We start from the raw sequence: 25,297 nt of genomic DNA, 5'->3' as shown, positions 1-25,297 counted from the left end.
GCGCCGTCCTCGGGGCCTGAGCGGCTATCGGCGGCGGGCTTCGACCTTCAGATCGCCGAAGGTCGCCGCGCGCATCCTGTCGCTCGCGAGCATGTCGTGCGGGAAGCCGGGTTCGATGGCGCCGGCCGCGTCGAGTCGGGCCAGTTGGGAGGCCGTGAAGGACACTTCCAGGGCGTCGAGGTTGTCGTCCAGTTGGGCGAGGGTGCGGGCGCCGACGAGTGAGGCCGTCACCGCCGGGTGCTGCAGGGTCCAGGCGAGCGCGACCTGGGCGGCCGTGCGGCCCAGCTCCGTGGCGACCTCCCGTACGACGTCGGCGATGCGAAGGGTGCGCTCGGTGACCCCGCCGCCCGCGATGTTGAAGTTCCTGCGGGTGCCGTCATCGGCCACGTCGCTCGCCGCCCGCAGGTCGTCGCGGCTGTACTTGCCGGTGAGCACCCCGCCGGCCAGTGGTGAGTACGGCACCACGCCCAACCCCATCTCGCGGGCCATGGGGATCAGGTCACGCTCCCCGGTGCGCTCGTTCAGGTTGTACTCGATCTGCAACGCCACCAGCGGCGACCAGCCGCGCAGGTCGGCGATCGCCTGCATGCGCGACACCTGCCAGGCCGGGGCGTTGGAGATCGCCACGTACAGGACCTTGCCCTGCCGTACCAGATCGTCCAGGCCGCGCAGGACCTCCTCGACGGGTGTTGTGAAATCCCAGACGTGCAGGTAGAGAAGATCGATGTAGTCCGTGTCCAGCTGTCGCAGGCTGGCTTCGACCGACGCGAACAGGCTCTTGCGGTGGGCACCGCCGGAATTCGGGTCGCCGGGCCGGCGCAGCGTCGTGTACTTCGTGGCCAGCACGAGGCTGTCCCGGCGGTCGCGGGCGAACTCGCCCAGCAGACGCTCGGAGCTGCCGTCGGTGTAGGTGTTGGCGGTGTCGATGAAGTTGCCGCCGCCCTCGACGTAGCGGTCGAAGAGTTTGCGCGCCTCGTCCGGCTCGGCGCCCCAGCCCCACTCGGTGCCGAAGGTCGCCGCGCCCAGCGCCAGCGGCGAGACCCGCAATCCGGAACGGCCCAGCAGTCGGTAGGTGTCGAGGGTGAGCGGCATCGTGTCCTCCTGTGGTGGTGATCCGTGGTCGAGAACAAGACTGCGACCACCGCCGACCGGGGGTAAGGGAGAGAAGTTCCTGGGAACAGCACTCCTACCCCGACGGTTGCACCCGCTATGACCCGCACCGTGGACCCGATCCAGGAGCTGGCCGCATTCCTGCGGACCCGGCGTGAACGGCTGGACCCGCACGACTTCGGCCTGCCGTCGCGTCGGCGGTCCCGGCGCACTCCGGGACTGCGCCGCGAAGAGGTCGCCGAGCTGGCCGGGATCAGCGTCGACTACGTCGTGCGGCTGGAACAGGCCCGCGGGCTGCGGCCCTCGGCGGACGTGGTCGAGGCGCTGGCCCGGGCGCTGCGGCTGGCCCCCGACGAGCGCACCTACCTCTTCGACCTGGCCCGGCAGCGCCGCCGTCCCGCCGACAAGCCCGCCACCTCCGCGGCGCCGCCGCTGGCCCGGCTGGTCGACGACCTGGCGCCGTTGCCGGCCATGCTGATGAACCACCGCTTCGACATCCTGGCCTGGAACAGCGAGATGGCCGGGCTGCTCCTGGACTTCGACACCCTGCCGCCGGCGCAGCGCAACGCGATGTGGCTGTGTCTGATCCACCCGGAGATCCGCGAGTTCTACGTCGACCGCGAACGCATCGTGCGGGAGGGAGTCGCCCACCTGCGTGCCGCGTGGGCCGCGCATCCGGAGGATCAGGCGCTGAGCGAGCTGATCGCCGAGTTCCTCGCGCGCGACGAGGACTTCGCGCACCGGTGGGCCGAGGGGGACGTCAAGGTGGGCGGCCGCGGGGCGAAGGCGCTGCGGCATCCTGACGTCGGCACGATCGCCGTGCACTTCGAAGTGCTGATGCCGCTGGAGGATCCGGACCAACGGCTGATGATCTGCCGCGCCGCGGACGAGCGGAGCCGGTCGGCGCTGGACCGGCTGCGCGCCCGGTGACAACGGAGCGCCCGCCCCGGTGAACGAGCGCCGCTTCAACGACATGTGCGGGAAAGCCCGTTGGTGATGCCGTCCCGCAATGGCCGCTCGACGTCTGTCGTGTCTTCGACAGGGGTGCGCCTCCTTCTGGTCACCTCGCTGCCATCCACTGATCACCTGGCCCGCGTGAACTGCCCTGAGTGATGACGGACATCCGCACGCCGGGGGTGCCGTCGAGGTTGTGCGAGAGCGTGAGAGGCTCGGCTCGGTGGGAGATTCCGACATACGGGGGACCGCGGACGACCCGCTGCTCCGGGAGCACGACGGGGCGGAAGCCGTGCCTGCGCCCGTGGACAGACTGCTCGCGGCCTCGGTCGCGCGGCGCTTCTACCTGGAGAACCGGTCGAAGGTCGACATCGCCCGGGAGTTCGACATCAGCCGCTTCAAGGTGGCGCGCCTCCTCGACGCCGCCGTGGCCCACGAGATCGTGCGGATCGACATCACCGTCCCCGCCGAGATCGACGTGCCGCTCTCGCGGGCCCTGGCGGAGCGCTTCCGGCTGCGGCACGCCGTCGTGGTCGACCTGACCCGGAGCGAGGGCAACGCGGCGGCCGCCGCGGACCCGCGGCAGGTCAGCCGTTGGATCGGAACGGCGGCGGCGCAGCTGCTTGCGGACATCACCCAGGAGGGCGATGTCCTGGGCCTCGACGGCAGCCGCCCGGTGGAGGCGCTCGGTGAGGCGGTCACCCGGCTGCCCTCCTGCGAGGTGGTCCAGCTGAGCGGAGTGCACGGGCCGGACCTGGCCCATGACGCCGCGGTCGCCGCGGTGCGCCGCACCGCGGCGGCGGGGGGCGGCCGGGCCTTCCCGCTCTACGCCCCCTTCCTCCTGCCGGACGCGTCGACGGCCGCTCTGCTCAGAAGCCAGCCGGCCATCGCCGAGACGCTGGGCCGGTTCGGCCGGATCACCAAGGCCTGCGTCGGCATCAGCGCGTGGGAGGCGTCGCTCTCGGCGGTCCACGACGCCCTGACGGAGCCGGAACGCACGGCCTACCGGGCGTTAGGCGCCTGCGCCGAAGTGGCCGGTCACGTCTTCGACGGAGCCGGCAGCGTGGTGCCCGGCGCACTGGATGCCCGAACGATCGCCATGAGCGCCGCCCAACTGCGCGGTGTTCCCGAGCTGATCGGTCTCGCGGGCGGTGCGCGGAGCGCCGAGGCGACGCGCGCCGTCCTGAAGTCCGGCCTTCTCACCGGCCTGGTCACGGACGCGACCACGGCCCGTCGCCTGCTCCGGGCTGACCGGCCGGACCACGCGACGCCGCCCGCGGCGGTCGCACGCGTGGCGGAAACGCTTCCGTGACATCCCCTCGCGGCGCACCGCACCGCACCGCAGCGTCTCGTCCCGGCCGTTGTCGCGCTGCCGGCCCCCGATGCACCCAGTGAGGACAGCATGACCCAGCAGGGCACCGAGAAGTCCGGTGCGGGCGCGGACACTCCGCCCGTGCCGGACGACATCCGCGAAGCGGGCCGGCGCGCGCCGGACCACTGGCTGGGGATGGTCGACCCGCTGTGGTCGGGCCAGGGGAAGCCCCCGGAGTGGGCGCTGGTCGGCCGGTGGCGGTCCGGGCCGGACGGCGAGATCGAGGAGTGGCAGGACAACCCCGCGTACCGGCGCTCGCCCCGCGCCCTGGGCTGGCCCGAGCCGGAGGACGAGGTCGACCGGGCCGTGCAGCTCGCGGCGACCGGCTACGGTCCCGGCGAGGCGGTGACCCAGGCGCTGCTCGGTCGTGAGGTGGCCGTGCTGACCGCCCCCGGGGGCGGCCCGCTGAGTGCCACGACCCCGGAGGGCGCCCCCGTCGTCCCGCTGTACACCTCACCGGTGTTCCTGCACGCCGCCGGACGGCTCGCCTATGAGCTGATCGCCGTCGACGACCTCCTGCCGCAGGTCCCCGACGGCCACGCGCTGTACCTGAACCCCTCGGGTCCGGTCAGCATGACACTGGAACCCGACACCCTGCGCGACGCGCGGGGCGACGCCGCACGGGCCGCCCCGGCGGGCCTCCGTTGGTCAGGGGGGACGGACGCGTGAGCCGTTGGTCAGCTGCCGTGTCCCGGCGCGGTGGACGCAGGCCGGCCGTCGGTCAGGTTGAGGCCGAACGTCGGGAAGCCGTCGGCGCCCCACCGGTCGAGGAGATCGACGGCCTCCTGCTGCTGCGTGCGGTCGAGGACGACTCCTTTCCGCTGGGGGCCCTTGCCGAGGTCGCCCGCGCTCTGCGCGGGGACGAGGACCTCGTCACGGTGGTGGTCGGATCCGCCGACGCGCAGGGAACGGCCGCGGCCGACCACTGGTCCCGGCTGGGCGCGCTCCTGGACTCCCTCCGCTCGAAGGGCACCCGCCGGGTCCGGCTCGTGATGTCCGGCGCCGGTGACGACCGGCCGGACCGGCCCTGCGTGGCCCGCAGGATCGCCGACGCCTGGGAGCTGGAGGTGACCGCACCGGACGGGCCCGTGCTGATCGCGCCCGGCGGCGCGCTCTTCGTGCAGGGGAACGCGGGGCCCGGCCGCGGCTGGTGGCGCTTCGCGCCCGGGGAGGCACCCCGCAACCTGGGCCCGCGCGCTCCCGTACCCGTCTGGCAGGAGGCATTGGGCCGAGTGCCCGCGCGCACGGCGGGGGGCTGTGTCGTGGAGCAGATACCGGCCGGCGTGCTGATGCGTCCGGCCGAGGCCCCCGAAGCGGGTCCCGGGGACCTGTGCTTCGCGGTCCCCGTCGACCTCGAGCGCCCCACCGTGCTCGTCGGGGCTCCCCGGGCGGAGGACGTGGCGGCCGACGAGGTCGCCGCCGTGCTCGCGGCGCTGCCCGCCGCGCAGCGGTCCCATGTCCGCCTCGCCCCCGGGGGCCGGCGTGATCTGCTGCGGCTCGGCCAGTCGGTCGCGGACCTGCTGGGCGGCGAGGTGGAAGTACTCACGGGTCTGCCGCTGCTCGCCGACCACGCGCCGCCCGGCGCCGCCCCCCGGCCGACCTTGGTGGGCGCCGACGGGAGGCCGAACTGGCAGCCGTTCGTGTCCTCCGTGGCCTGCCGGCCGGCAGACGGGGAGGGAAGGACCCCCGCTCCCCGACTGGTGAGCAGCCATCCGCCGGACTGGATCCCCGACGGCACCGAACCGGGGACCGTGCGGTTGACCGACCGCTGGCAGGCGACGGTCACCCGGGCCGGACTCGCCCTGTGGGAGCAGGGCGGGCCGCGACCGGCGCTGTGGGCGCTCGCCGTGGACCCGGACATCTGCGCCATCGAACTGGGCCTGCCCGGGGTGCCGTTGGACGAATCGGTGCTGCCCGCGCTGTCGCGGCTGCTGGTCGGTCTCGGAGCCGATGCGCGGGCCAGGGCCGTGCTCCTGGTGCGCGGCAGGCTCACCAGGGGCGAGGGCGAGCTGCGCCGCCTGGCCGCCGAGCGCGGCGTGGCGGCCATCCGCTACGTCACCGCCGGGCCCGCCCCCCGCCCGGGACCCGCACCCCGCCGGCCCGGTACGGTGCCGGTCCCGCCCGCGGGTGTCGCTGCGGCGCACGGCGCGCCGTTGGTGCGCAGGGTGCCGCCTTCCGCGGCGACGCTCCGCCGGCTGCCCCCCGGGGCGGTCCCCGCGCCGGGGCCGCGCCGGCCCGTTCCGGGACCGACGGCGCCTCCTGTGCGGCTCGCCGTGACGTCGGGGGAGACGACCGGGACCGGTACCTCCACCCCGGACGGGACGGCACCCGTACCGGCGTCGGTGCCGGTGGCAACTGGTGGTCCCCGGGAGGGGGAGAGCACCTCCGAGGAGAGCACGGCGCCGAGCGGTTCCGCTCCCGCGGCGGCTGCGACCGCGGTCGGGGGCGTGCAGCCGCAGACCGAGCCCCGCGGTGCGGCGCCGGTCGCCGCGCCGCACCCCGCCCCCAGGGGTCCGGAGGCCGGTGCCGCCGGCGAGGAGCCCGCTGGCGGTGACGGCGGTGAAGGGTGGCAGCCCGCCCCGGTGCCGGGCGGTCACGGTGACGGTGGTGCGGCCGAAGGGCGCGTCCCGGTGCCGGGCTCCGGGGGGCGGGCCCTGCCCCTTCCGGTCGTCCCGGGTCATGTCAGCGGTGCCGCCGAGCGGGCGGCGTTCCGGGACTTCGCCGCGGCCTCCTGGGAGGGGCACGCCGCCGCCGTCTCCCGGGTGCTCACGCGGATGCCCGCGCTGCGGGGCCGGGAACTCGACGCGGCGAGGACCGATCTCATCGCCGCGCGCGCCTACCTCACCACCGAGGAGGGACCGCTGCACCAACGCGAGGTCGTCCGGGACCTGCGCGCCGGCGAGGGCCGCCTGCTGCCCTACGCCGGCTGCCTGGCGTCCGCGCTGCGCCGGCTGCCCTCCTACCGCGGTGTGGCGCTGCGCGGCGGCGACGCGGCCGGGTCCGAGCCCGGCACCGGGACGCAACTGCGGGATCCGGCGCCGGTCAGTGCCCTGACGGGGGCTTCGGCGCTGCCCTCCGGAGCCCCCGTGCGCTACGCGATCTGGTCCGTCACCGGGCGCAAGGTGCGGTCCCTGCTCGACCGGCCGACCGGATCGGCCGAGGCGGGCGAAGAGATCGTCTTCGTGCCGGGGACCGGCTTTCGCGTGCTGGGGGTACGGACCGGGCCCGGCGACTGCTCCGTGGTGCTGCTGCGCGAGCTCCCCGGACTGGCGAGCGTCTACATGGACGGCGCGGAGGAACTGAGCGCACTGGACCTCAAGGCCCTGGCGCACCTCGAAGCAGCGCTCGCCCAGGGCTTCCCGGTCGGCGACAGCCCGGGCTGGCCCGAGCGGTGCACCGGGCCCGTGGGCCAGGACGCGTAGCGAGCGTCCACGTCACATCACCGATCACGATCCCGGCCCGATGACGCACCACCTCGTGAGGAGACAGGGGAACACCTATGACCAGTCGACAGAATCGGCCCTCACCCGGGGGATCGACGCAAGGCTCCGCCGCCGGGACCGGCGGGCCGTCCGTCCGCAGGGCGGTCGCGCTGGGGTCCGGTGGAACGGACCCGGGTGCCATGCTCGCCCCCGCCGCGCCCCGGCCCGCCCCCGCGGCGCGCGCTGAGGGCGGAGCAACGCCACCACCCCGCCCCGAGGCGTCATCGGGTGCGGCCGCTCCCGCGGCGCGGCCCGAGGCGTCGGGAGCGGGCGCGGTCACCTCGCCCCGGCAGGCGCCGGAACCGGAGGCCGCGCCGGCGAGTGCCCCGGCGAGCGGCCGCGCCCGGACGGCGTCGGCTGCTGCCGCGGCCGACCCGGACGCCGAGGGCGCGGCGGTGGGCGCTGGGGTACACGGTGGCGGTACCGCGCGCGGGGACGGCGAACCGCTCTCCGGGAACCCGAAGAAGCCGCTGCTCGCCGCCGCCGGCCTCGCGGGCGTGGTGCTCCTCGCCGTGCCGTTGCTGATCTGGGCCACGGACGACTCCGAGCAGAAGAAGGACACCGTGTCGGTGGCCGCGAACTCCGACACCCTCCTGGACAACGAGTCCGCGGAGGCGCCGCAGCGCGAGTACGCCCCGTCCAAGCCCCTGCCGGCGCCGACGAGCGCGAAGCCCTCCGTCGCGGCGAAGCCCTCGCCCACCACGCCGAGTCCGGTGGCCGCGCCACCGAGTTCGGCGCCGGGGGCGCCGGCGGCCCCGCAGCGCAAGGCAGCGCCCGGCCAGTCCGCGCCGGTCCGGCAGCAGGCGCCCAAGCCCACTCCGAACACCGCCGCGCTGGCCGTGCAGCGGCTGGCCGCGGCGAGCCCGGGCCGGCACATCTGCTATCGGGCCCTGGTGACGGGCATCGGGTGGCAGACCCCGGTGTGCGACGGGGCCACCGCGGGCACGGAGGGGCAGAGCCGTCCCATCAAGGCCCTCAACATCGCGGTGTCCGGCACCCGGGGCACGTCCGCCAACGAGTTCATCCAGAAGGACGGCTGGACGACCAAGTGGGAGGGAGTGGTCGACGGCATCGACCTCTCCATCGGCAGCGCCGCGAAGAACGCGCCGAACCTGTCCGGCTTCGCCATCGCCGTGGGCGACGGAGTCGTCTGCCAGACCGCGAGCGTCCGCAACGGAGGATGGCTGGGCCTGGGGTGCGACAAGCCCGGCGGCTACATCTTCGGCGGGAGCCTGGACAAGGACCGCTGGCTCGAAGCCGTCAGGTTCACCGTCTGACGCACCGCGCAGGAGACGCCCGCCGGTTGGTCCTCCCGGCGGGCGTCGCCGTCACAGCGCGGCCCGGTTCCGCTGCGCCGGCCGGTTCCCGGACGGCAGGTCCTGCGGCAGCAGGGCGGTGAGCTCGGCCAGGCTCGGGGACTGCAGCCCGCCCAGCCGCCGGGCCTGGCTCGTCATCATGGCCTCCAGCACCTGGCGGGCGAGCCGGGCGTTGCCGAAGGAGCGGTCGCGGGGGATGGCGTCCACGTGCTCGCGGAGCGCCGCGAGGGTGTCGGCACCGCACTCGTAGCCGGCCGCGGCGGCATGGCGGCCCACGATGGTGACCAGCTCCTCCGTGCTGTAGTCCTCGAACGGCACGTACTTGGAGAACCGCGAGGACAGCCCGGGGTTGGAGGCCAGGAAGTGCTCCATCTCCCGCGTGTAGCCGGCGACGATGACCACGACTTCGTCGCGGTGGTCCTCCATCAGCTTCAGCAGGGTGTCGACGGCTTCGCGGCCGAAGTCGTTGGAGGAGCCCTGGGGGGTGAGGGTGTAGGCCTCGTCGATGAACAGCACGCCGCCCAGGGCGCTGGTGAAGACCTCCTTGGTGCGCTGGGCCGTGTGCCCGACGTACTGGCCCACCAGGTCGGGGCGGGCCACTTCCACCAGGGCGGGGCGGGGGAGTACCCCGAGCGAGTGCAGGAGCTTGGCGTAGAGCCGGGCCACCGTGGTCTTGCCGGTGCCGGGCGGCCCGGTGAAGACCAGATGGTTGCTGATCGTGGGCGACGGCAGGCCGGCCGCGACCCGCTGCCGGGCGTTGGACAGCAGGCTGACCAGATCGGTGACTTCCCGTTTCACGGCCCCGAGCCCGACCATGGCCTCGAGCTCGGCCATCGGATCGACCGTGTCGTCCGTGCCGTCCGCGGTGTGCGGGGTTCCGCCGACGGCCGCCGCCTCCGCGTCCCCGACGTCCAGCGGGAGCAGCAGCGTCAGGTCACTCTCCCCGGGGTTGGGCAGGGACGCGAGGCGGAACGCCTGGCGGTCGACCATCTCCTCGAAGACCGCGCGGGCCGCTCGGCCGTTGCCGAAGGACGCGTCGCGCGTCATCTGCTCGAAGCGGATCGCCAGCGCCTCGCGGGTCAGCGGACCGAGCTCGAACCGGTGCTGATGGCACATGCTCTCGGTGATGGTCACCAGCTCGTCCACGGCGTAGTTGCCGAACTCGATGGTGCGGGTGAAGCGGGAGGACAGGCCCGGGTTGGCGGACAGGAACGACTCCATCTCGCCGGTGTAGCCGGCGACGATGACCACGACTTCGTCGCGGTGGTCCTCCATCAGCTTCAGCAGGGTGTCGACGGCTTCGCGGCCGAAGTCGTTGGAGGAGCCTTGCGGGGTGAGGGTGTAGGCCTCGTCGATGAACAGCACGCCGCCCAGGGCGCTGGTGAAGGCCTCGGTGGTCTTGATGGCCGTGCCGCCGATGATCTGGGCCACCAGATCGGCGCGGGCGACCTCGACCAGGTGCCCGGTGCGCAGGATGCCGAGGTCGGCCAGGATGCTGCCGTACAACCGGGCGACGGTGGTCTTGCCGGTGCCGGGCGGCCCGGCGAAGACCAGGTGGCGGCTCATCGAGGGCACCGGCATGCCGAGCCGGCGGCGGCGTTCCGCGAGCTGGTTGAGGTTGACCAGGGTGCTCACCTGGTGCTTGACGTTGTCCAGGCCGATGAGTGCCTGCAACTGGGCCAGCGGGCTGACGGGTTCGGTGTCGCGCACCGGCCGGCCGGGGGCCCCGTTCTCGTCCGACGCCTCGGCGTTCTCCCCCCAGGAGTCGGCGGCGCCGTTGTCCGCGCTGGTCAGCAGGTCGACCGCGAGCCGGTCGCCGGCGCGGCTGTGCCGCAGCCCCGCGCCCTGGTTGTCGCGCACCACGCACCGGGTGACGGTGACCGGTTCGGCGCTGTCGACCCGGATGCCGTCGCCGGTGCTGCCGGTGACCTCGCAGGCGGTGAGCGAGGCCCGGCCGCCGCGCGACATCAGGATCCCGTGGGCCTTCGAGTCGTTGACCCGCACCCGGTCCAGCGTGACCTCGCCGCCGTCCCGCACATGGACACCGGCGTCGGCGCTGTCGCTGACCTCGCAGTCCCGCAGGGTGCCGCGCCCGCGCTCGCCGATGACGACGCCCGCGCGGGCGGAGGAGCGCAGGACACTGTCGCTGACCTCGGGGTCGGCGTCGTCGTCGATGCTCAGCGCGCTGCCGCCCGCGGACTCGATCGCGCAGTGCTCCAGGCGGCCGCGGCCGTCGTCGGTGACCTCGATGCCGTGGCCGCCGGCCGCGGTGACCGTGACCCGGCGCAGCAGCGGGTTGGCGGCGGAGCGTACGGAAATGCCGACGCCTGCCGCGTCCAGTACGTCCAGGCGGTCGAACTCGGCGGTGGAGTCGTTCGCCAGCAGTACCGCCCCGGAGGGGTCGGCGCACTCGCTCACCATCGTGTCGCGGAGCATCGGGGAGCTGCCCTCGACGATCCGGATGGCGGACTGCGTCGAGGTGTGGAACGCGCACCCCTCCAGGATGCCGCGCGAGCGGTCGAGGACGAGCAGCCCGCTGTTCTTGGTGCGCCGGGTCACGCAGTGCCGCAGCAGGGGGTCGGCGCCCCCGGAGATGACGACGGCGCTCTGGGCGATGGTCTCGAACGAGGTCTCCTCGATCTCGGGGCGGGCGACGCTGGTCACGAGCAGTCCCACCGAGGTGTGGTGGACGGTGCAGCGCAGCACCCGCGTCGAGCTGTGGCCTTCCAGGGCGATGGCGGGCTTGTCGGTGCCGGAGATGTCGCAGCCGTCCACCGTGCCCCCCGCTTCGCCGCTGGCGAGGATGCCGTTGGCCCGCGCGCCCCGGATGCGGCAGTTGCGGACGAGCGTGCGGGCCGTCTCGCCGATGACCACCGCGGAGGTGCCGAAGTTCTCGAACACGCACTCCTCGATGACGCTGTCGCTCTCCGCGGAGTCGACGACGCCGGCGCCGCCGGGGTTGCTGACGCGGCAGTTCCGGGCGGCCAGCGAGCCCTTGCCGCGGACCAGGAGCGCCGTCCATCCGGCGCCGGTCACCGAGCACCCGTCGAGGGCGGCCTGGCCGGCCGGTACGTCCACGACCGCCGCTTCCTTGTCGCGGCCGCGCAGGACGAGCCCGCTGAGCATGACGGCGTCGGCCAGGAGGCTGACGGCGGTGCCGTTGCGCGGGCAGATCTCGACGGCCCCCGGGTCCTCCTCGGCGACGATCGTGACCCGGTTCCTGATGACGAGGTTCTCGGCGTAGCGGCCGGGGTGCACCCGGATCACCGCCCCGGTGCGGGCCTGGGCGAGCGCTTCACCGATCGTCGGGAAACCGTCCGTGCGTTCCGGGCTGACGGTGAGTATCTGCCGAGCCACGCGCCTCGAACCTCCGTGTAGTGCTGCGTCGTTGATCCTGGTCCGCGCGTGCACACAAGCGTGTCATGTGCATATCATGCGGTTTATGCGGAATGCCATGAAATACAGGTGTGCGGGCCTCGCGCTGGCCGTCGTCGTCGCCCTGCCGGTCGCCTGCGCGCCCGCCCTCGCCGCGGAGGGCGGCCCGTCGGCCGCTCCCGGCAGCGGGGACCCCGGCACGACGCTGCTGCCCCCGCTGCCGCTGCGGCTCGGTGCGGACACCCCGTGCACCGGGGCGTCGGACCGGACCGCCGGCGGCGTGCCGTGGTCGCAGACGGCCCTCGGGCTGGCGCGCGCCCAGCGGATCTCCCGGGGCGGCGGGGTGACGGTCGCGGTGGTCGACACCGGCGTCGCCGCCGGGGTGCCGAGCCTGTCCGGGCGGGTGACGGCCGCCGACGGGGCGGACCAGGACTGCGTGGGGCACGGCACCTTCGCCGCCGGGCTGATCGCCGCCGCCCCGCAGCAGGGCAGCGGTATCACCGGCGTCGCCCCCGGCGCCGCGATCCTCGCCCTGCCGGGGACCGACGACCGCGGGGTGCCCTCCGCACCGCGCATCGCCCTCGCCATCCGCACGGCGGTGGACCGGGGAGCACGGGTCATCTACGTCGGCCACGCCCTGCGCACGGGCACGGCGGAACTCACCGCGGCCGCCGCCTACGCCGCGGAACACGACGCACTCGTCGTCGCACCCGCCGCTCCGGACGTCGTGCCCAAGGAGGAACTGGCACCCGACGGCACGATGCCCCAGGGACCGTACTGGCCGGCCGCCGCGCCGGGCGTCCTGTCCGTCGTGGACTTCGGCCCCAGCGGCATCCGGCAGAAGAGCGCGCCTCCGGCCTACCGGCCGGACCTGTCGGCACCCGGCAGTTCCCTGGTCAGCGTCGGGCCGCGCGGCTCCGGGCACTACATCGGCTCCGGCGCCTCGCTGGCCGCGGCCTGTGCCGCGGGAGCCGCCGCGCTCGTACGCGCCCACCGGCCCGAGGCGACCGCGGCACAGGTCACCCGGCAACTGCTCGCGTCCGCCTATCCGGCGGACACCCCGCGGCTGGATCCCTTCGCCGCGCTGTCCGTCGTCCCGGACCACCGCACGCCGGCCCGCACGCCGGCCGTGCCCGCCCAGCTGCCGCAGCCCGCGGATCCCGGCCCCCGCACCCGGTCGCTGGCGATCGCCGCGGCGGGTCTGGTGATCGTCCTGCTGGTGGCCGGCGCCGCCGCGGTGATCCCCCGCGGCCGCGCCAGGAACTGGCTGCCGCAGGGGCGTGCGGCGGACGACGCAGCCGCGGAGCGGTAGGCGGGGTCCGCGCCGACCCCTGCGGCCCACGACTCCGCCCGCACGAGCGTCCGCAGGCCGGATGCCTGCCGGGGCCGGCCGGCACCCGGCCGCCGCACGGTGCGCGCCGGACATCACCGCGGATCCTCCACCCGTGCGGTCTGCACCTGGAGGGTCTTGCGGCGGGCGATGCGCACCGCGCGGCCGGGAATCAGCTCGCGCCCCTTGACGCTGCCGAACAGATACCCCTCGCTGGGCGGGCAGGACATCAGCAGCCCGGGGGTGTTGACCTCCTGAAGCCGGCGCAGCAGCGCCTCGTTGAGGCCGCGCCCGGCCCCGGCGGAGGAGCGGGCCACGACCAGGTGCAGGCCGACCTCGTGGCCGAGCGCGAGATGCTCCAGCAGCGGGGCGAAGGGCTGCGCCATGGGGCCGCCGGCGACCATGTCGTAGTCGTCGACCAGGACGAACAGCCGCGGCCCCTGCCACCAGTCGCACAGCCGCATCCGCGACGGGGCGATGTCCTCGCCGGGAACCCGCTGCCGGACCGCCCGGGCCGCGCCGTCCACGAGGTCCTTCAGCATGTCGAGGGAGACCGCGTGGCCGAGCCGGTACGGCTCGGGGACGCTCTCCACCAGTTCCCGCCGGTAGTCCACGACCATGATGCGCGCCTCGGCGGGCGTGTAGCGCTCGGTGATGCCCCGGGCGATCAGCTTCAGCAGATTGGTCTTGCCGCACTCGCTGTCGCCCACGACGATCATGTGGGGGTTCTCGGAGAAGTCGTGCCACACCGGGGCGAGGTCGTTCTCGTCCAGGCCGATCGCGATCCGCAGGCCGTTCTCGCCCTCCGGCTCGGGCAGGTCGCCGACGGGCAGGCTGCTGGGCAGCATCCGCACCCGGGGTGCGGCCTGGCCCGTCCAGTTCTCGCTGACCGCGGCGACGAGCCCGGCAATACCGTCGGCGAGGTCGTCGGCGTCCTCGACCCCGTCGACGCGCGGCAGCGCCGACAGGTAGTGCAGCTTCTCGGAGGTCAGACCCCGCCCTGGGCTGCGCGGGATCGCCGCCGCCTTGCGGGAGTCGATCTGCGAGTCCATCGGGTCGCCCATCCGCAACTCCAGGCGGGTTCCGGTCTGGTCGCGGACGGACGACGACAGCTCCACCCACCGCGCGGTGGTGATCAGCAGGTGGACGCCGTAGTTGAGCCCGCGGGCGGCCAGCGCGTTGAAGGTGGGGATGTGCCGGTCGAAGTCCTGCCGCACGGTGGACCAGCCGTCGATGACCAGGAAGACGTCGCCGTGCGGCTCGTCCGGGAACTCGCCCGCCGCGCGCCGCTTGCGGTACGTGGGCATCGAGTCGATGCCGTGCTCGAGGAAGAACCGCTCGCGCCGGCTGAGCAGGGCGTTCACCTCGGCGATCACCCGGCCGACCCGTTCGGTGTCCACACGGGCCGCTACCCCGCTCACATGGGGCAGCCCGTCGAGTGCGGCGAGGGTGCCGCCCCCGAAGTCCAGGCAGTAGAACTGCACTTCGCGCGGGGTGTGGGTCAGGGCGAGCGCGGTGATGAGGGTGCGCAGCAAGGTGCTCTTGCCGCTCTGCGGACCGCCCGCGATGCCCACGTGGCCGCCGGCCCCCGACAGGTCCACGGTCAGCAGGTCGCGCAGCTGGTCGAAGGGCCGGTCCACGATGCCCACCGGGACGGTGAGCGTGCCGCGCAGCGGCCAGTCCGCGGTGGTGAGTCCGTACTGCGGATCGGGTGCCAGCGGGGGCAGGACCTGGTCCAGCGTGGCCGGGGTGCCCAGCGGCGGCAACCAGACCTGGTGCGCGGGCGGCCCCGCGTCGCGCAGCCGGTCCAGGGCCACCGACAGCAGCGTCTCACCGCTCTCCTCGTCGGCCCCCTGCGCCTCCGGCTCCGCCGCCCCCGGCCCGCCGCCGGCGTCCGGGTCCGCGGGCGCGCGCGGCACCACCCACTGCGCGGTCCACGGCACCACCTGGCGGGCGACCTGCGCCTGGACGACGGCGCGCCGCCGTTCGTACGGCCCGGACACGTAGGCGGCGCGGAACCGCGTCAGTGCGTCGACGCCGCTCTTGAGGAAGCCCGCACCCGGCTGCGCGGGCAGCTCGTAGGCGTCCGGCACCCCCAGCACCCCGCGGCTCTCCATCGCGGAGAAGGTGCGCAGGCCGATCCGGTAGGACAGATGGCTCTCCAGTTGGTGCATACGGCTCTCGTCCAGCCGCTGCGACGCCAGCAGCAGGTGCACCCCCAGCGAGCGCCCGAGCCGGCCGATCATGACGAACAGCTCCATGAAGTCGCGGTGCGCGGAGAGCAGTTCGCTGAACTCGTCGACCACCACGAACAGGCTGGGCAGCGGCTGCAGCGGCAGGCCGGACTGCCGTGCCTTCTCGTACTCCAGGGCGGAGGTGTAGTTCCCGGCGGCCCGCAGGAGTTCCTGCCGGCGGATCAGCTCCCCGTGCAGGGCATCCTGCATCCGCGAGACCAGCGCCACCTCGTCGGCGAGGTTGGTGATGACGGCGGAGGTGTGCGGCAGCTCGTCGAGGCCGAGGAAGGTCGCGCCGCCCTTGAAGTCGACGAGCACGAAGTTGAGCGTCTCGGAGGAGTTGGTCAGGGCGAGGGCCAGCACCAGGGTGCGCAGCAGTTCGCTCTTGCCGGATCCGGTGGCACCGATGAGCATGCCGTGCGGTCCCGTGCCCCCCTGCGCGGACTCCTTGATGTCCAGCTCCACGGGCCGGCCGTCGCCGCCGACGGCGATGGGGACGCGCAGCCGCGCGCTGCCGGTGTACCGCTGCCAGAGCGCGGCCGGCTCGTGCCGGTGCAGATCGGGGATGTGCAGCAGCGCGGTCAGCTTGACGTCGTCGGAGAACGGCTGGGAGTCGTCGCCGCCCACGCTCGTGCGGTAGGGCGCGAGCAGCCGGGCCAGCGCCAGCGCCTCCACCGGACCGAACCGGTCGGGCCGGCCGAGCGCCGTCGCCTGCTCCTTGCGGTCGCGGTCGGTGCGCACGAGCGCGACGCTGTCCTGGTCCACCTCCAGCCGCAGGGTGGTGCGCCCGGGCTTCCACGTTAGAGCCCCCGCCAGGTCGAGCACCACCGCGTTGCGGAACCCGGGGCCGTCGAAGCGGTGGCCCGCCGGCGCGGCGCAGCCGTCGATCACGATGACCGTGTAGGGCTCCTCCCGCCCCGGGACCGCGTCGGGGTCGGCCCCCGGGCGTTCCAGGAACTCGGCGCCGAGCAGGCTCTCCAGCTCGTTGAAGGCCGAGGTGATCATACGGACCGGTCCGGCACCGTCCTCGTCGTGGCGGTGCAGCCCGTGCGGCAGCCACTTCGCCCACTCCCACGCGGCCCGCCGCTCGTCCGACACGCACAGCGCGATCCACAGGTCGTCGGGGGAGTGGAAGACTGCCAACTGGCCCAGCAGGCCGCGCACCAGGTCCCGCACGAGCTCCTCGTCCCCGCGCAGGAGCACCTTCGACCAGGCGCGGAGGTAGATCGCGATGGGCTGGTCGCGCACGGTCGAATAGGCCTTGGTGAAACTGCGCAGCGCGTGCGCGGACAGCGGTTCCAGGTCCTCGACGGGCTTGGTCGACAGCGGCGTCAGCTTCATCGCGAGGCGCTGGTCCCCGACGCCCATCCGCACCTCCCCGAAGTCCTCGTCCGACACCCGGCGCTCCCACAGCCGCGTCGTGCGCACGAGGGACGACAGCGCCGCGGGTTCGGGATGCCGCCAGGCGAGCGCGCGTTGCTGCTCGACGATGGAGGCCCGCACCTTGCGCCGCGTCTGCCGCAGGTAGCGCAGGTAGTCGCGGCGCTCCCCCTTCATCCGCTGCTTGCGCTCGCCGTTGCGGCGCATGACCTGACCGAGCATCATCCCCGCGGAGGCGACCACCATCACCCCCAGCGCGATGTACATGAAGCCGCCGCTGGAGCGGCTCATGCCCGGCCGCATGAACATCAGCATCATGGAGACGGACATCAGCGCCATCGGCAGGTACGTCCAGACCGCGGAACTGTCCGGCACCACCTCGGGAAGGGTCGGCGGCTCCTGCAGGCTCAGTTCACCCGACGGCAATTCCGGGCCGCGGCGACGGGCCGGCCTGCGGAACAGGGTCACGCTCAACGAATGGCCTCCTCAACGATATCGAAACACGTCCGCGGCCATGGCGTCCGGGATTGTCGGGCACCGGCCCGCAGTTGTTCATCTGGAATTAACCGAAGGGAAGGCGGGCGGATTCTCGCGGCGAATGAGACACCGTCTCACGGGGTCCGCCGCCCTTTTCCGCAGGGGTCCGTGGAACGCCTGATCCCCCAGCGCTGTTGCAAAAGGACCGGCCTGCGGCCAAACTCGTCGGCGCGTGCCGTGCCCGACTTCTTGTCGCATTCAGCGACCGTCCGGCGTACCGCTTCCACCTTCCAGCCACCGCGCGTCCCGTGGTCCGCCAGAAAGCGTGAACCCGAACCCCATGACTGCACCGCAGACGGCAAACCTGTGCCGCGTCACCGTGCGTGCTCCGGCCAGGACCGTCGACCTGGCCGTGCCCTCCGATGTGCCCGTCGCCGATCTGCTGCCCGCGGTGATCAGCTACGGAGGGGACGACCTGGAGGAATCCGGCCTGGAGCACGGCGGGTGGGTCCTGCAGCGCCTCGGCGGCCCGCTGCTCGACCCGGAGAGCACCTTGGAGGCCCTCGCGCTGCGGGACGGCGAGATTCTCTATCTGCGGCCCCGCGCCGAGGCGTTGCCCGAGGTGCACCTCGACGACCTGGTCGACGGCATCTCCACCACCATGCAGCAGCGGCGGCACGGCTGGAGCGCGGCGTCCTCCCAGCGCCTGCTGCGCGGTCTGGCCGCGGTCGCGCTGCTGCTGGGCATGGTGCTGCTGGCCGTACCCGGAGCGCCGGGCTGGCTGCGGGCGCTGGCGGCCGCGGCGGCCGGACTGCTGCTTCTGGCCGGGGCGGGCTCGGCGACCCGTGCCGTCGGCGACTCGGGGGCGGGCACCGTGCTCGGCCTCATGGTGGGCCCCTACCTCGCGCTGGCGGGCTGGCTGCTGCCCGGCGGCCGGCTCGGCGGCGCCGGGGGCGACGCGGTGCTGGGCGCCCGGCTGCTGGCGGCCTCCGCCGCCGGGGGCGGCGGTGCGGTACTCGCCCTGGCAGCGGTCGGCGTGTACCCGGCGCTCTTCATCGGCATGGGCTTCGTCGCCGCGGTGGGGGCGCTCGGGGCCACGCTGATCACCCTGGGGCTGACGCCGGAACACGCGGCGAGTGCCGTTGTGGTCGTGATCGTGCTGTTCGGCGGGCTCGTGCCCTCCCTGTCGTTCCGGCTCGCGGGGATGCGGATGCCGCCGCTGCCCACCAACGTCCAGCAGCTGCAGCAGGGCATCGACCCCTACCGCCCCTCGGACGTCGAACTGCGGGCCACGCAGGCGGACGGCTGGATGACCGCCTTCTACGGGTCCATCGGCCTGATCTGCCTGCCGTGCCTCGCCGCGCTCGTGGCCGCCCCGGACCTCGCCGGGATGCTCACCGTCGTCGCCCTGTCGCTCCTGCTGCTGCTCCACAGCAGGGGGCTGGGCAACGTCTGGCAGCGCCTGGCGCTGACCTGCGCCGGCGCCTGGGGGGCGGTCCTGCTGCTGGCCGTGGCCGCGCGCGCCCTCGGCCCGGCGGACCGGCTGACCCTGACGGCCGGGCTGCTGGGCCTGACGGCCGCGCTCACCATCGCGTCCTGGACCGTGCCCGGGCGGCGGCTGCTGCCCTACTGGGGACGGGCCGCCGAACTGCTGCACTCGCTCGCCGCCGTCGCCCTGGTGCCGCTGATGCTCTGGTCGATGGGCGTCTACGGCACGCTGCGCGGCATCAACGGCTGATCCGGAAGAACGGCGAACCATGCACAGCAAACGGGACCAGGTCCAAGCGCATCTCTTCGTCATGGGCCGGCTCGCCTCGGCCATGCTGCGTGCCGAACCGGACGATCCGGAAAGCCCCCTGGGCAGGACCAACCGCGGCGCTGCGACCGGGGTGATCCTCGCCGTGCTGGTGTGCGCCGGAGCCTTCGTCTTCGGGCTCATCAAGCCCGGCGGCAACGACTCCTGGCGCTCCGGGAAGAACCTGATCGTCGACAAGCAGACGGGTGCGCGCTACCTCTACCTCGACGGGCGGCTGCGCCCGGTGCGCAACTACGCCTCCGCCCAGCTGATCGCCGGCGGCGGCCTGGGGGTCACCACGGTGGGCACCTCCTCGCTCGCCGACACCCCGCACGGCACCCCCATCGGCATCCCGGACGGCCCGGAGACGCTACCGGCCGCGAGCGACCTGGACAGCAAGCCGTGGCTGGTGTGCTCCGGCATCCGGCCCCGGACCACGGGCGTCGTCACGGCGACCACGACGCTCGCCCTCGGCGCCGACGAACCCCGCAACACACCGGGCGGGCGGCAACTGCGCGGCACCGAGGGCCTGGTGGTCGCCGGGCCGGACGGCACCGCGTATCTGCTGTGGCAGGGCAGCCGGCTGCGCCTGGACGAGCGGGCGAACGCCGCCGGCGCCCTGGGGTACGGGAGCGTCACCCCCCGCCCCGCGTCGGCGGCGTTCCTCGACGCCTTCCCCCTGGGCCCGGACCTGTCGCCCGCCGAGGTGCCCGGCCGGGGCGGCGCCGGACCGTCGCTGGCGGGCTCGAGCACGCGGATCGGCCAGCTCTTCCGCGTCGACGTACCCGGCTCCGCTCCCCGGTACCACCTGCTGACGAACGAAGGCCTGGTCCCGCTCACCGCCACCGGGGCGGCCCTTCTGCTGGGCGACCCGCAGACCCGCGAGAAGGCCTACGGAGGAGCCCCCGCGACGGTGGCCACGCTCCGGGCCGACGTGCTCACCGAGCATCGCGCCCTGCCCTCCGCGGCCCTGGCGGCGAACCCGGCGAAGCTGCCCGAGGCGCCGCCGCAGGCGGTCGAGGTCGCCGCCGGCGCCCTCGCGTGCGCGGACGTGGAGTCCGCGCGCGGTGGTGTACGGGTGGGCCTGTCCGTCCGGCCCGAGGGCACGCTGCCGCAGGCCGTGCAGCCGCCGGCTCCTGACGTCGTGCCGGGCTGCCTGCGGGTGGACACCATCGCGGTCCGGGCCGGACGGGGAGCGCTGGTGCGGGTGCTGAGCGCCGGCGGCAGCGCGCTGGGCGACACCACCTACCTGGTGACCGAGGACGGCGTGAAGTACCGGCTGCTGTCCCAGGAGGGCGTGAAGGCGCTGGGCTACGGCGGGGTGGAGGCGCGGACGATGCCCTCCCCGATGCTGTCCATGCTGCCCAGCGGTCCCGACCTCACCCCCGAGGCGGCCTCCTCCGGCGAGGCGCGGGTGACCCTGCGGTGTGCGGAGCAATAGCCCGGGGGGAAGGGCGCGCTGTCGTGATGCGGTCCTTCGGGCAGGGAAACATTTGGTTCGACCCGGGGAGCGCGGTGTGAATTCCCGGTGTCCGGGCGGAGCCCCCAAGGGGGCCGATGCCCGATCTGTCCGCCTGCGATCACCGCGTTGCTCACTTGAGCGGCGACAATTCTGGGCAGCCGCTCAAGGGAGCATCCGGAAAGGGCAGTTCGGTTGTTCGCGCTCCCGGGCGGTAATTGCCAAACAAGTTGAGGGCTGCATAGCATCGGACCACCCCATGTACCGGAGAGCCGGCGCGTGAACGCCGGTCCGCTCTGCCTGCCCGTGGAATGCAATGGGGTCCACAGGTCGGTGAATTTCGCCGAAAGGGAGTTCTCGTATGGCCATGCAGCAGTCCGAAGAGCAGGCGACCCGCAACGGGATCATGGCGCTGGAATCGGCGTTCACGGGTGTCCAGCGGTGCCAGCAGGACGTCCAGACCACCTCGCAGAACCTCGCCTCGAACTACGGGGGCTCGGACGGCGGGAAGTTCAAGAACCTGCTGGAGCAGTGGGACGGGCATGTCGACACCATCCTGATCAACCTGGACCGGATGGTCGACGAGCTCAACAGCACCCTGTCGGAACACGGCCTGGTACAGGGCTCCTCGAGTGACTCGATCGACTCGGAGTACTCGCGCTCCACGGCCGTGTTCGACGAGCTCAACGGCACCCACACCTCTTCCTGACCCCGGACGCGGCGAATCGAGATTCCGATGGACTTCACAGACGGCTACATCTACGTCGACTACAACCACGCCGAGGGCGCGGCCGACGACATGATCAACCAGTCGCAGGCCATTATGAGCATCATCGCGAACCTGGAGATGGAGCTGGCCGAGCTCAGGAACAGCTGGATCGGTGACGACCGGGACGTCTACAGCGACGTGCAGGCGAAGTGGGACCAGGCCGTCCAGAACATCAAGGACCTGCTCGCCAACCACTCCAGCCTGCTGACCGACATCTCCTCCAACTACCGCTACACCGAGCAGAACCTGTCGCAGAAGTGGGGAGACATCAGGATCGGCAGCCGCTGACCGTGTGAGCCGGTCGTCCCCCGTCCTGGACCCCGTGGTCCCCGGCGCCGCACGCAAGGAGATGACATGGCAGGCGTCACGGTTCTCGACAGCACGTTCTTGAAGCAGTTCATCAACGACCACATCGACGGGTTCGTGGACACCCTCGAGAAGATCGTCAAGGACGACCCGACCGTCGGCCCGGCCATCTCGTCCATCGCCAAGTCGAAGCCCACGAACACCACACTCGCCAGCAAGAAGCCGCTCGTGATCGGCGGCCTGGCCGGGGAGAACGGGCCGGCGGGCGGCGGCGAGCTGAACAAGGTCATCCAGAGCGCCGCCGCGGAGATCCACCGCATCCTCACGGACCAGACCACCCTCTTCGAGGACCTCGAGTCCGCGCTCCGCGAGACCATCGAGCAGCTGAACAAGAGCCAGGGCAAGAACCTGCAGGACATCACCGCCGACGACTTCATCGACATCTTCGAGGACGTCGACTCCGACTTCGGCAGTCACGGCGGCGGCGACGAGTCGGACTAGCCGGACCTGGCGCAGGACCAGCAGCCCCCTCTCTCCCCACGACGTCGCGGAGCACGGTGATGGCCGACCCGAAAGACAACAACAATGACAACTGGAAAGCCGCAGTTGACATGCTCACCGGCTACATCCTGCCGCCGCGGGACAAGCTGTTCGAGAAGCTGAAGGGCAACGACGGCATCCCGATGATGCACGTCCGGCTGGACCACGTCAGCGACAGCTACACCTCCGGCTTCGTCTCCTCGGGCGGCTGGCACACGAAGAACACCGACTACACCATCCCGTACCTCTACACCTCGGGTGACGTCTCCGACGGAACGCAGCTCTCCCAGTACCGGGCCCACATCACGTTCCTGGCCTCGTCCCAGGCCGCACCGCCCGGCGGGTACGACATCATCCCGGGCTACACCAAGACCAGCGACAAGCTGAAGGACAAGGGCGGCTGGAACAAGGAGGGGGAGAAGCTCGACTGGGACACCAACGACCTGGTCCGGTACCTGTACGGCGCCAAGGCAGCCCTCGATCAGCTGCTCCTGTGGCCCCACTCCACCCATGGGTTCGAGAACCGCGGCATCAGCGTCAACGACGAGGCCTACGTCGACCTCGGGTCCTTCACGGAAGTGGCCAAGGCGTTCGACCGGGCGGTGAAGTTCTTCGAGGACAGCGCCCTCACCGTAGGCAAGTGGGACACCGAGGACATCGGCGAGGGCAGTGATGCCTGGGACGGGACCTCGGCGGCCATCTTCAAGGAACTCATCCACAAGCTGGCGAGGAACTACGAAGGGTACGCGGACCAGCTCAAGGGCGAGGGCGCCGAGGGAACGAGCATGACCATCGACGGGACGGTGGTGCGATCGCAGCCCGCCCGCGCCCTCGCCGACGCCCAGCAGAGTCTGCTCACCCAGGCGAACAACCTCGCGTTGGCGTACAACGCGTGGAGGCCCGAGAGCAACCCGCAGCGGTGGCTGTACGACATGCTGCAGGACGCCCGGCTCAACGTCATCGACACGCAGTTCGACAAGTCGGACTTCGAGATGGCGGGCGGCGAGGCCTACGACCTGGTCATCGTGGCGAAGCCCGGATTCGACAAGAACCTGTATATCGGCGACACGTCCTACGGGTCGCCCAGCGAGATGGAGACGTGGAAGAAGATCGGCGACGAGGCCGTCCGCCGGTGGGAGAACTCCGTTCAGGAGTGGCTCAGCGTGGCGGGCGCCGACGCCATCGTGGCCATTGCCGAGGCGTTCGCCACGGCGCAGGACGCCTTTGACACCGACATAACGGACAAGGACAAGCGGGCGCTCTCGGAAATCGCCGCGAAGGAGCAGACCGACAAGGAGAAGAAGGAAGCCGCGGAGGAGAAGCGGAAGGCCAAGGAAGAGGCCGACAAGGCGAAGAAGGAGGCCGACGAGGAGAGGCGGAAGGCCAAGGAGGAGGCCGACAAGGAGAAGGCCGAGGCGAAGGCCGAGCACGAGAAGGAGAAGGCGGAAGCGGCGAAGGAGAGGGCCGAGGCCAAGGCGGAGGCCGAGAAGGAGAAGGCCGAGGCGAAGGCGGAGCACGAGAAGGAGAAGGAGGAGGCGCAGAAAGAGAAGGAGGAAGCGAAGGCCGAGGCGGCGAAGGAGAAGGCCGAAGCCAAGGCGGAGCAGCGGACGGCCAAGGAGGAGGCGGACAAGGAGAGGGAGCAGGCCAAGGCGAAGGCCGAGCAGGAGAAGGCTCAGGCGAAGGAGGAGCAGGCCGCCGAGAAGAAGGAGGCGCAGAAGGAGAAGGCCGAGGCCACGTCGGAGGCGACGAAGGAGAAGGACGAAGCCAAGGCGGAGGCGGCCAAGGAGAAGGAAGAGGCCGAACAGCAGGCCGAGCAGCAGCGGGCGTTCGCCGTCGCCCAGGCCGAACGGCAGCGAGCCGACGCCAAGAAGGAGAAGGACGAGGCGAAGGCCGAGGCGGACGCGGAGAAGGCCGCGGCGAAGGAGGAGCACGCCGCCGAGAAGACGGCCGCGGAAAAGGAGAAGGAGGAAGCGAAGACCGAGGCGGTCGCGGAGAAGGCGGCGGCCAAGGAAGAGCAGGAGGCGGCGAAGGAGGAAGCGCGCAAGGAGAAGGAGGAAGCCAAGGCAGAGAACGCGCAGCAACGGGCCGAGGCCGAACAGGCCCAGGAGGAGGCCAAGGCCCACGCGGTCGCGGAGAAGGCGACGGCCAAGCAGGAGCAGGACGCGGCCAAGGCGCAGGCCGAAGGGGAGAAGGCCGCGGCCAAGCAGGAACAGACGGACGCCAAGGCCGAGGCGCGACACCAGCAGGAGCAGGCCCGGCAAGAGGCGGTGCAGGAGAAGCAGCAGGCACGGCTCGACGCCGAACAGGCCAAATCCGACGCGCAGGCGGAGTACGAACAGCAGAAGGCCGACGCCCGCGAGGAGCGCGCCGCCGGTGAGCAGGACGCCGATCGCCGGGAGACAGCGGCGAAGCAGGAGTTCGAGCAGCACAAGTCCGACGCCCAGGCGGAGCGGGACCACGCGCGACAGCAGGCGGAGCAGGACCGGACGGAAGCACGGCGGGAGTACGACCGCGAGATCGCCGGCGGCACCGACGAGCAGACCGCGCGCGACGCGTACGACCGGCGGATCGCCGACATCAACGCGACCGAACACCAAGCCGTGCAGCAGGCCGACCACGACGCGTCGCAGGCCAGGCATGACTACGAGGAGCAGAAGGCAGCCGCCCAGGAGGAGCGTCAGCAGGCTCGCGCGGACGCGGAGCAGGCGCGGCGGGACGCCAAGTCCACGTACGACCGGCGCATGGGTGACATCCAGGCGGAGTACGACCGGATCGGGGCGGGCGACAAGGACATCGACGAGCTGATCCGCCAGCGCATCGCGGACCTCCCGCAGCCGCCCGACCTGTCCTCGTACCTTCCCTCCGGCCCCGGTTCGACCGGCGTGCCGGAGTACTCCTCCGCCTTCAGCGACAACCTGTACAACCAGGACGACCTGGCGTCCGCGCTGGGCCGCCCCCAGAGCAGCGACGCATCGGCGACCTCGTCGGCCGGTTCGGCCGGCGGACCGGGAGCGCCGATGATGCCGCAGATGATGCGGGGGGCCGGCGGCGACTCGGGATCCTCCGGCGAACGGGTCCGCAACGTCATCGAGCCCGGGACCGGCCGCACCGGCCGGGCCGGCGGCCCCGTACGGACCATCGACGCAGAGGAACACCAGGTCATCCCGCGCTCCACGCAGACCAGTAGCAGTACGCCCTTCATGCCGCCCATGGGCGGCATGCCCGGAGCGGGCGGCCCCGGCCGGCAGACGGAGAGCAGCGACCGGGAACGGACCACCTGGCTGGCGGAGGACGAGGACGTCTGGGGCACCGAAGAGGGCGGCACGCCCCAGGCCCTGGGGCGATGACGCGGTGCAGGACGCACACGGAAGACCGCAGCAGCCAGGCGCAGAGCCCGG

Annotated in this window: 15 protein-coding genes; 12 read left to right on the top strand and 3 right to left on the bottom strand. The window is 72.7% G+C overall.

Annotation, left to right across the window (positions count from 1 at the left end):
• Positions 1-24 precede the first annotated feature (24 nt).
• Positions 25-1,092, bottom strand: a complete 1,068-nt coding sequence (locus tag ABZ721_RS05720; RefSeq protein ID WP_358787313.1) for an aldo/keto reductase — start codon at positions 1,090-1,092, stop codon at positions 25-27.
• Positions 1,093-1,209: 117 nt separating this feature from the next.
• On the opposite strand from ABZ721_RS05720, the gene ABZ721_RS05715 reads away from it, so the two are divergent.
• The 5 genes from ABZ721_RS05715 to ABZ721_RS05695 all read left to right on the top strand — a co-directional run bounded on the left by ABZ721_RS05715 (position 1,210) and on the right by ABZ721_RS05695 (position 8,195).
• Positions 1,210-2,040, top strand: coding sequence for a helix-turn-helix transcriptional regulator (locus ABZ721_RS05715; RefSeq protein WP_358787312.1), 831 nt, complete (start codon positions 1,210-1,212; stop codon positions 2,038-2,040).
• Positions 2,041-2,368: 328 nt separating this feature from the next.
• A complete protein-coding gene (locus ABZ721_RS05710; protein ID WP_358787311.1) occupies positions 2,369-3,376 on the top strand; it encodes a sugar-binding domain-containing protein in 1,008 nt (335 codons plus the stop codon).
• Positions 3,377-3,466: 90 nt separating this feature from the next.
• Positions 3,467-4,105: a type VII secretion system-associated protein gene (locus ABZ721_RS05705; RefSeq protein WP_358787310.1), complete on the top strand. Its 639-nt coding sequence runs from the start codon at positions 3,467-3,469 to the stop codon at positions 4,103-4,105.
• Complete coding sequence (locus ABZ721_RS05700; protein WP_358787309.1) at positions 4,102-6,858, top strand: hypothetical protein; 2,757 nt, start codon at positions 4,102-4,104, stop codon at positions 6,856-6,858. Before ABZ721_RS05705 ends, ABZ721_RS05700 begins: the two co-directional genes overlap by 4 nt.
• Before the next feature lie 455 nt (positions 6,859-7,313).
• Positions 7,314-8,195: a hypothetical protein gene (locus ABZ721_RS05695; protein ID WP_358787308.1), complete on the top strand. Its 882-nt coding sequence runs from the start codon at positions 7,314-7,316 to the stop codon at positions 8,193-8,195.
• Between the two features lie 51 nt (positions 8,196-8,246).
• On the opposite strand, the gene ABZ721_RS05690 is transcribed toward ABZ721_RS05695, so the two are convergent.
• A complete protein-coding gene (locus ABZ721_RS05690; RefSeq protein WP_358787307.1) occupies positions 8,247-11,591 on the bottom strand; it encodes a right-handed parallel beta-helix repeat-containing protein in 3,345 nt (1,114 codons plus the stop codon).
• 97 nt (positions 11,592-11,688) lie between these two features.
• Here ABZ721_RS05690 and ABZ721_RS05685 point away from each other — a divergent pair, with 97 nt between their 5' ends.
• On the top strand, positions 11,689-12,921 hold the full coding sequence (locus ABZ721_RS05685) for a S8 family serine peptidase (RefSeq protein WP_358787306.1): 1,233 nt from the start codon (positions 11,689-11,691) through the stop codon (positions 12,919-12,921).
• A gap of 113 nt (positions 12,922-13,034) precedes the next feature.
• Here ABZ721_RS05685 and eccCa read toward each other — a convergent pair whose 3' ends face one another.
• Entirely contained in the window at positions 13,035-17,027 is a 3,993-nt protein-coding gene (gene eccCa, locus ABZ721_RS05680) for a type VII secretion protein EccCa (RefSeq protein WP_358787305.1), read from the bottom strand.
• Between the two features lie 343 nt (positions 17,028-17,370).
• Here eccCa and eccD point away from each other — a divergent pair, with 343 nt between their 5' ends.
• From eccD to ABZ721_RS05650, 6 genes are all read left to right on the top strand, one after another.
• A complete protein-coding gene (gene eccD, locus ABZ721_RS05675; RefSeq protein WP_358787304.1) occupies positions 17,371-18,768 on the top strand; it encodes a type VII secretion integral membrane protein EccD in 1,398 nt (465 codons plus the stop codon).
• Positions 18,769-18,787: 19 nt separating this feature from the next.
• Positions 18,788-20,266 carry a type VII secretion protein EccB gene (gene eccB, locus ABZ721_RS05670; protein ID WP_358787303.1) on the top strand — a complete coding sequence of 493 codons (1,479 nt, stop codon included), beginning with the start codon at positions 18,788-18,790 and terminating at the stop codon, positions 20,264-20,266.
• A gap of 379 nt (positions 20,267-20,645) precedes the next feature.
• Positions 20,646-20,993, top strand: coding sequence for a hypothetical protein (locus ABZ721_RS05665; RefSeq protein WP_358787302.1), 348 nt, complete (start codon positions 20,646-20,648; stop codon positions 20,991-20,993).
• 27 nt (positions 20,994-21,020) lie between these two features.
• Positions 21,021-21,341 (top strand): WXG100 family type VII secretion target, encoded by a 321-nt coding sequence (locus ABZ721_RS05660; RefSeq protein ID WP_358787301.1) that lies wholly within the window; start codon positions 21,021-21,023, stop codon positions 21,339-21,341.
• 66 nt (positions 21,342-21,407) lie between these two features.
• Complete coding sequence (locus ABZ721_RS05655; RefSeq protein ID WP_358787300.1) at positions 21,408-21,860, top strand: type VII secretion system-associated protein; 453 nt, start codon at positions 21,408-21,410, stop codon at positions 21,858-21,860.
• 59 nt (positions 21,861-21,919) lie between these two features.
• Positions 21,920-25,246, top strand: a complete 3,327-nt coding sequence (locus ABZ721_RS05650; protein ID WP_358787299.1) for an AAWKG family protein — start codon at positions 21,920-21,922, stop codon at positions 25,244-25,246.
• The last annotated feature ends 51 nt before the right edge of the window (positions 25,247-25,297 follow it).

It is taken from the genome of Streptomyces sp. NPDC006733, from assembly GCF_040636125.1.
Classification (GTDB): Bacteria; Actinomycetota; Actinomycetes; order Streptomycetales; family Streptomycetaceae; genus Actinacidiphila.
This window is presented reverse-complemented; position numbering and strand designations above follow the sequence as displayed.

Coding starts and splice junctions, on each gene's coding strand:
- ABZ721_RS05650 (WP_358787299.1), top strand. CDS start 21,920: ATGGCCGACCCGAAAGACAACAACAATGACAACTGGAAAGCCGCAGTT.
- eccB (WP_358787303.1), top strand. CDS start 18,788: ATGCACAGCAAACGGGACCAGGTCCAAGCGCATCTCTTCGTCATGGGC.
- ABZ721_RS05685 (WP_358787306.1), top strand. CDS start 11,689: ATGAAATACAGGTGTGCGGGCCTCGCGCTGGCCGTCGTCGTCGCCCTG.
- ABZ721_RS05665 (WP_358787302.1), top strand. CDS start 20,646: ATGGCCATGCAGCAGTCCGAAGAGCAGGCGACCCGCAACGGGATCATG.
- ABZ721_RS05660 (WP_358787301.1), top strand. CDS start 21,021: ATGGACTTCACAGACGGCTACATCTACGTCGACTACAACCACGCCGAG.
- ABZ721_RS05715 (WP_358787312.1), top strand. CDS start 1,210: ATGACCCGCACCGTGGACCCGATCCAGGAGCTGGCCGCATTCCTGCGG.
- eccD (WP_358787304.1), top strand. CDS start 17,371: ATGACTGCACCGCAGACGGCAAACCTGTGCCGCGTCACCGTGCGTGCT.
- ABZ721_RS05705 (WP_358787310.1), top strand. CDS start 3,467: ATGACCCAGCAGGGCACCGAGAAGTCCGGTGCGGGCGCGGACACTCCG.
- ABZ721_RS05720 (WP_358787313.1), bottom strand. CDS start 1,092: ATGCCGCTCACCCTCGACACCTACCGACTGCTGGGCCGTTCCGGATTG.
- ABZ721_RS05655 (WP_358787300.1), top strand. CDS start 21,408: ATGGCAGGCGTCACGGTTCTCGACAGCACGTTCTTGAAGCAGTTCATC.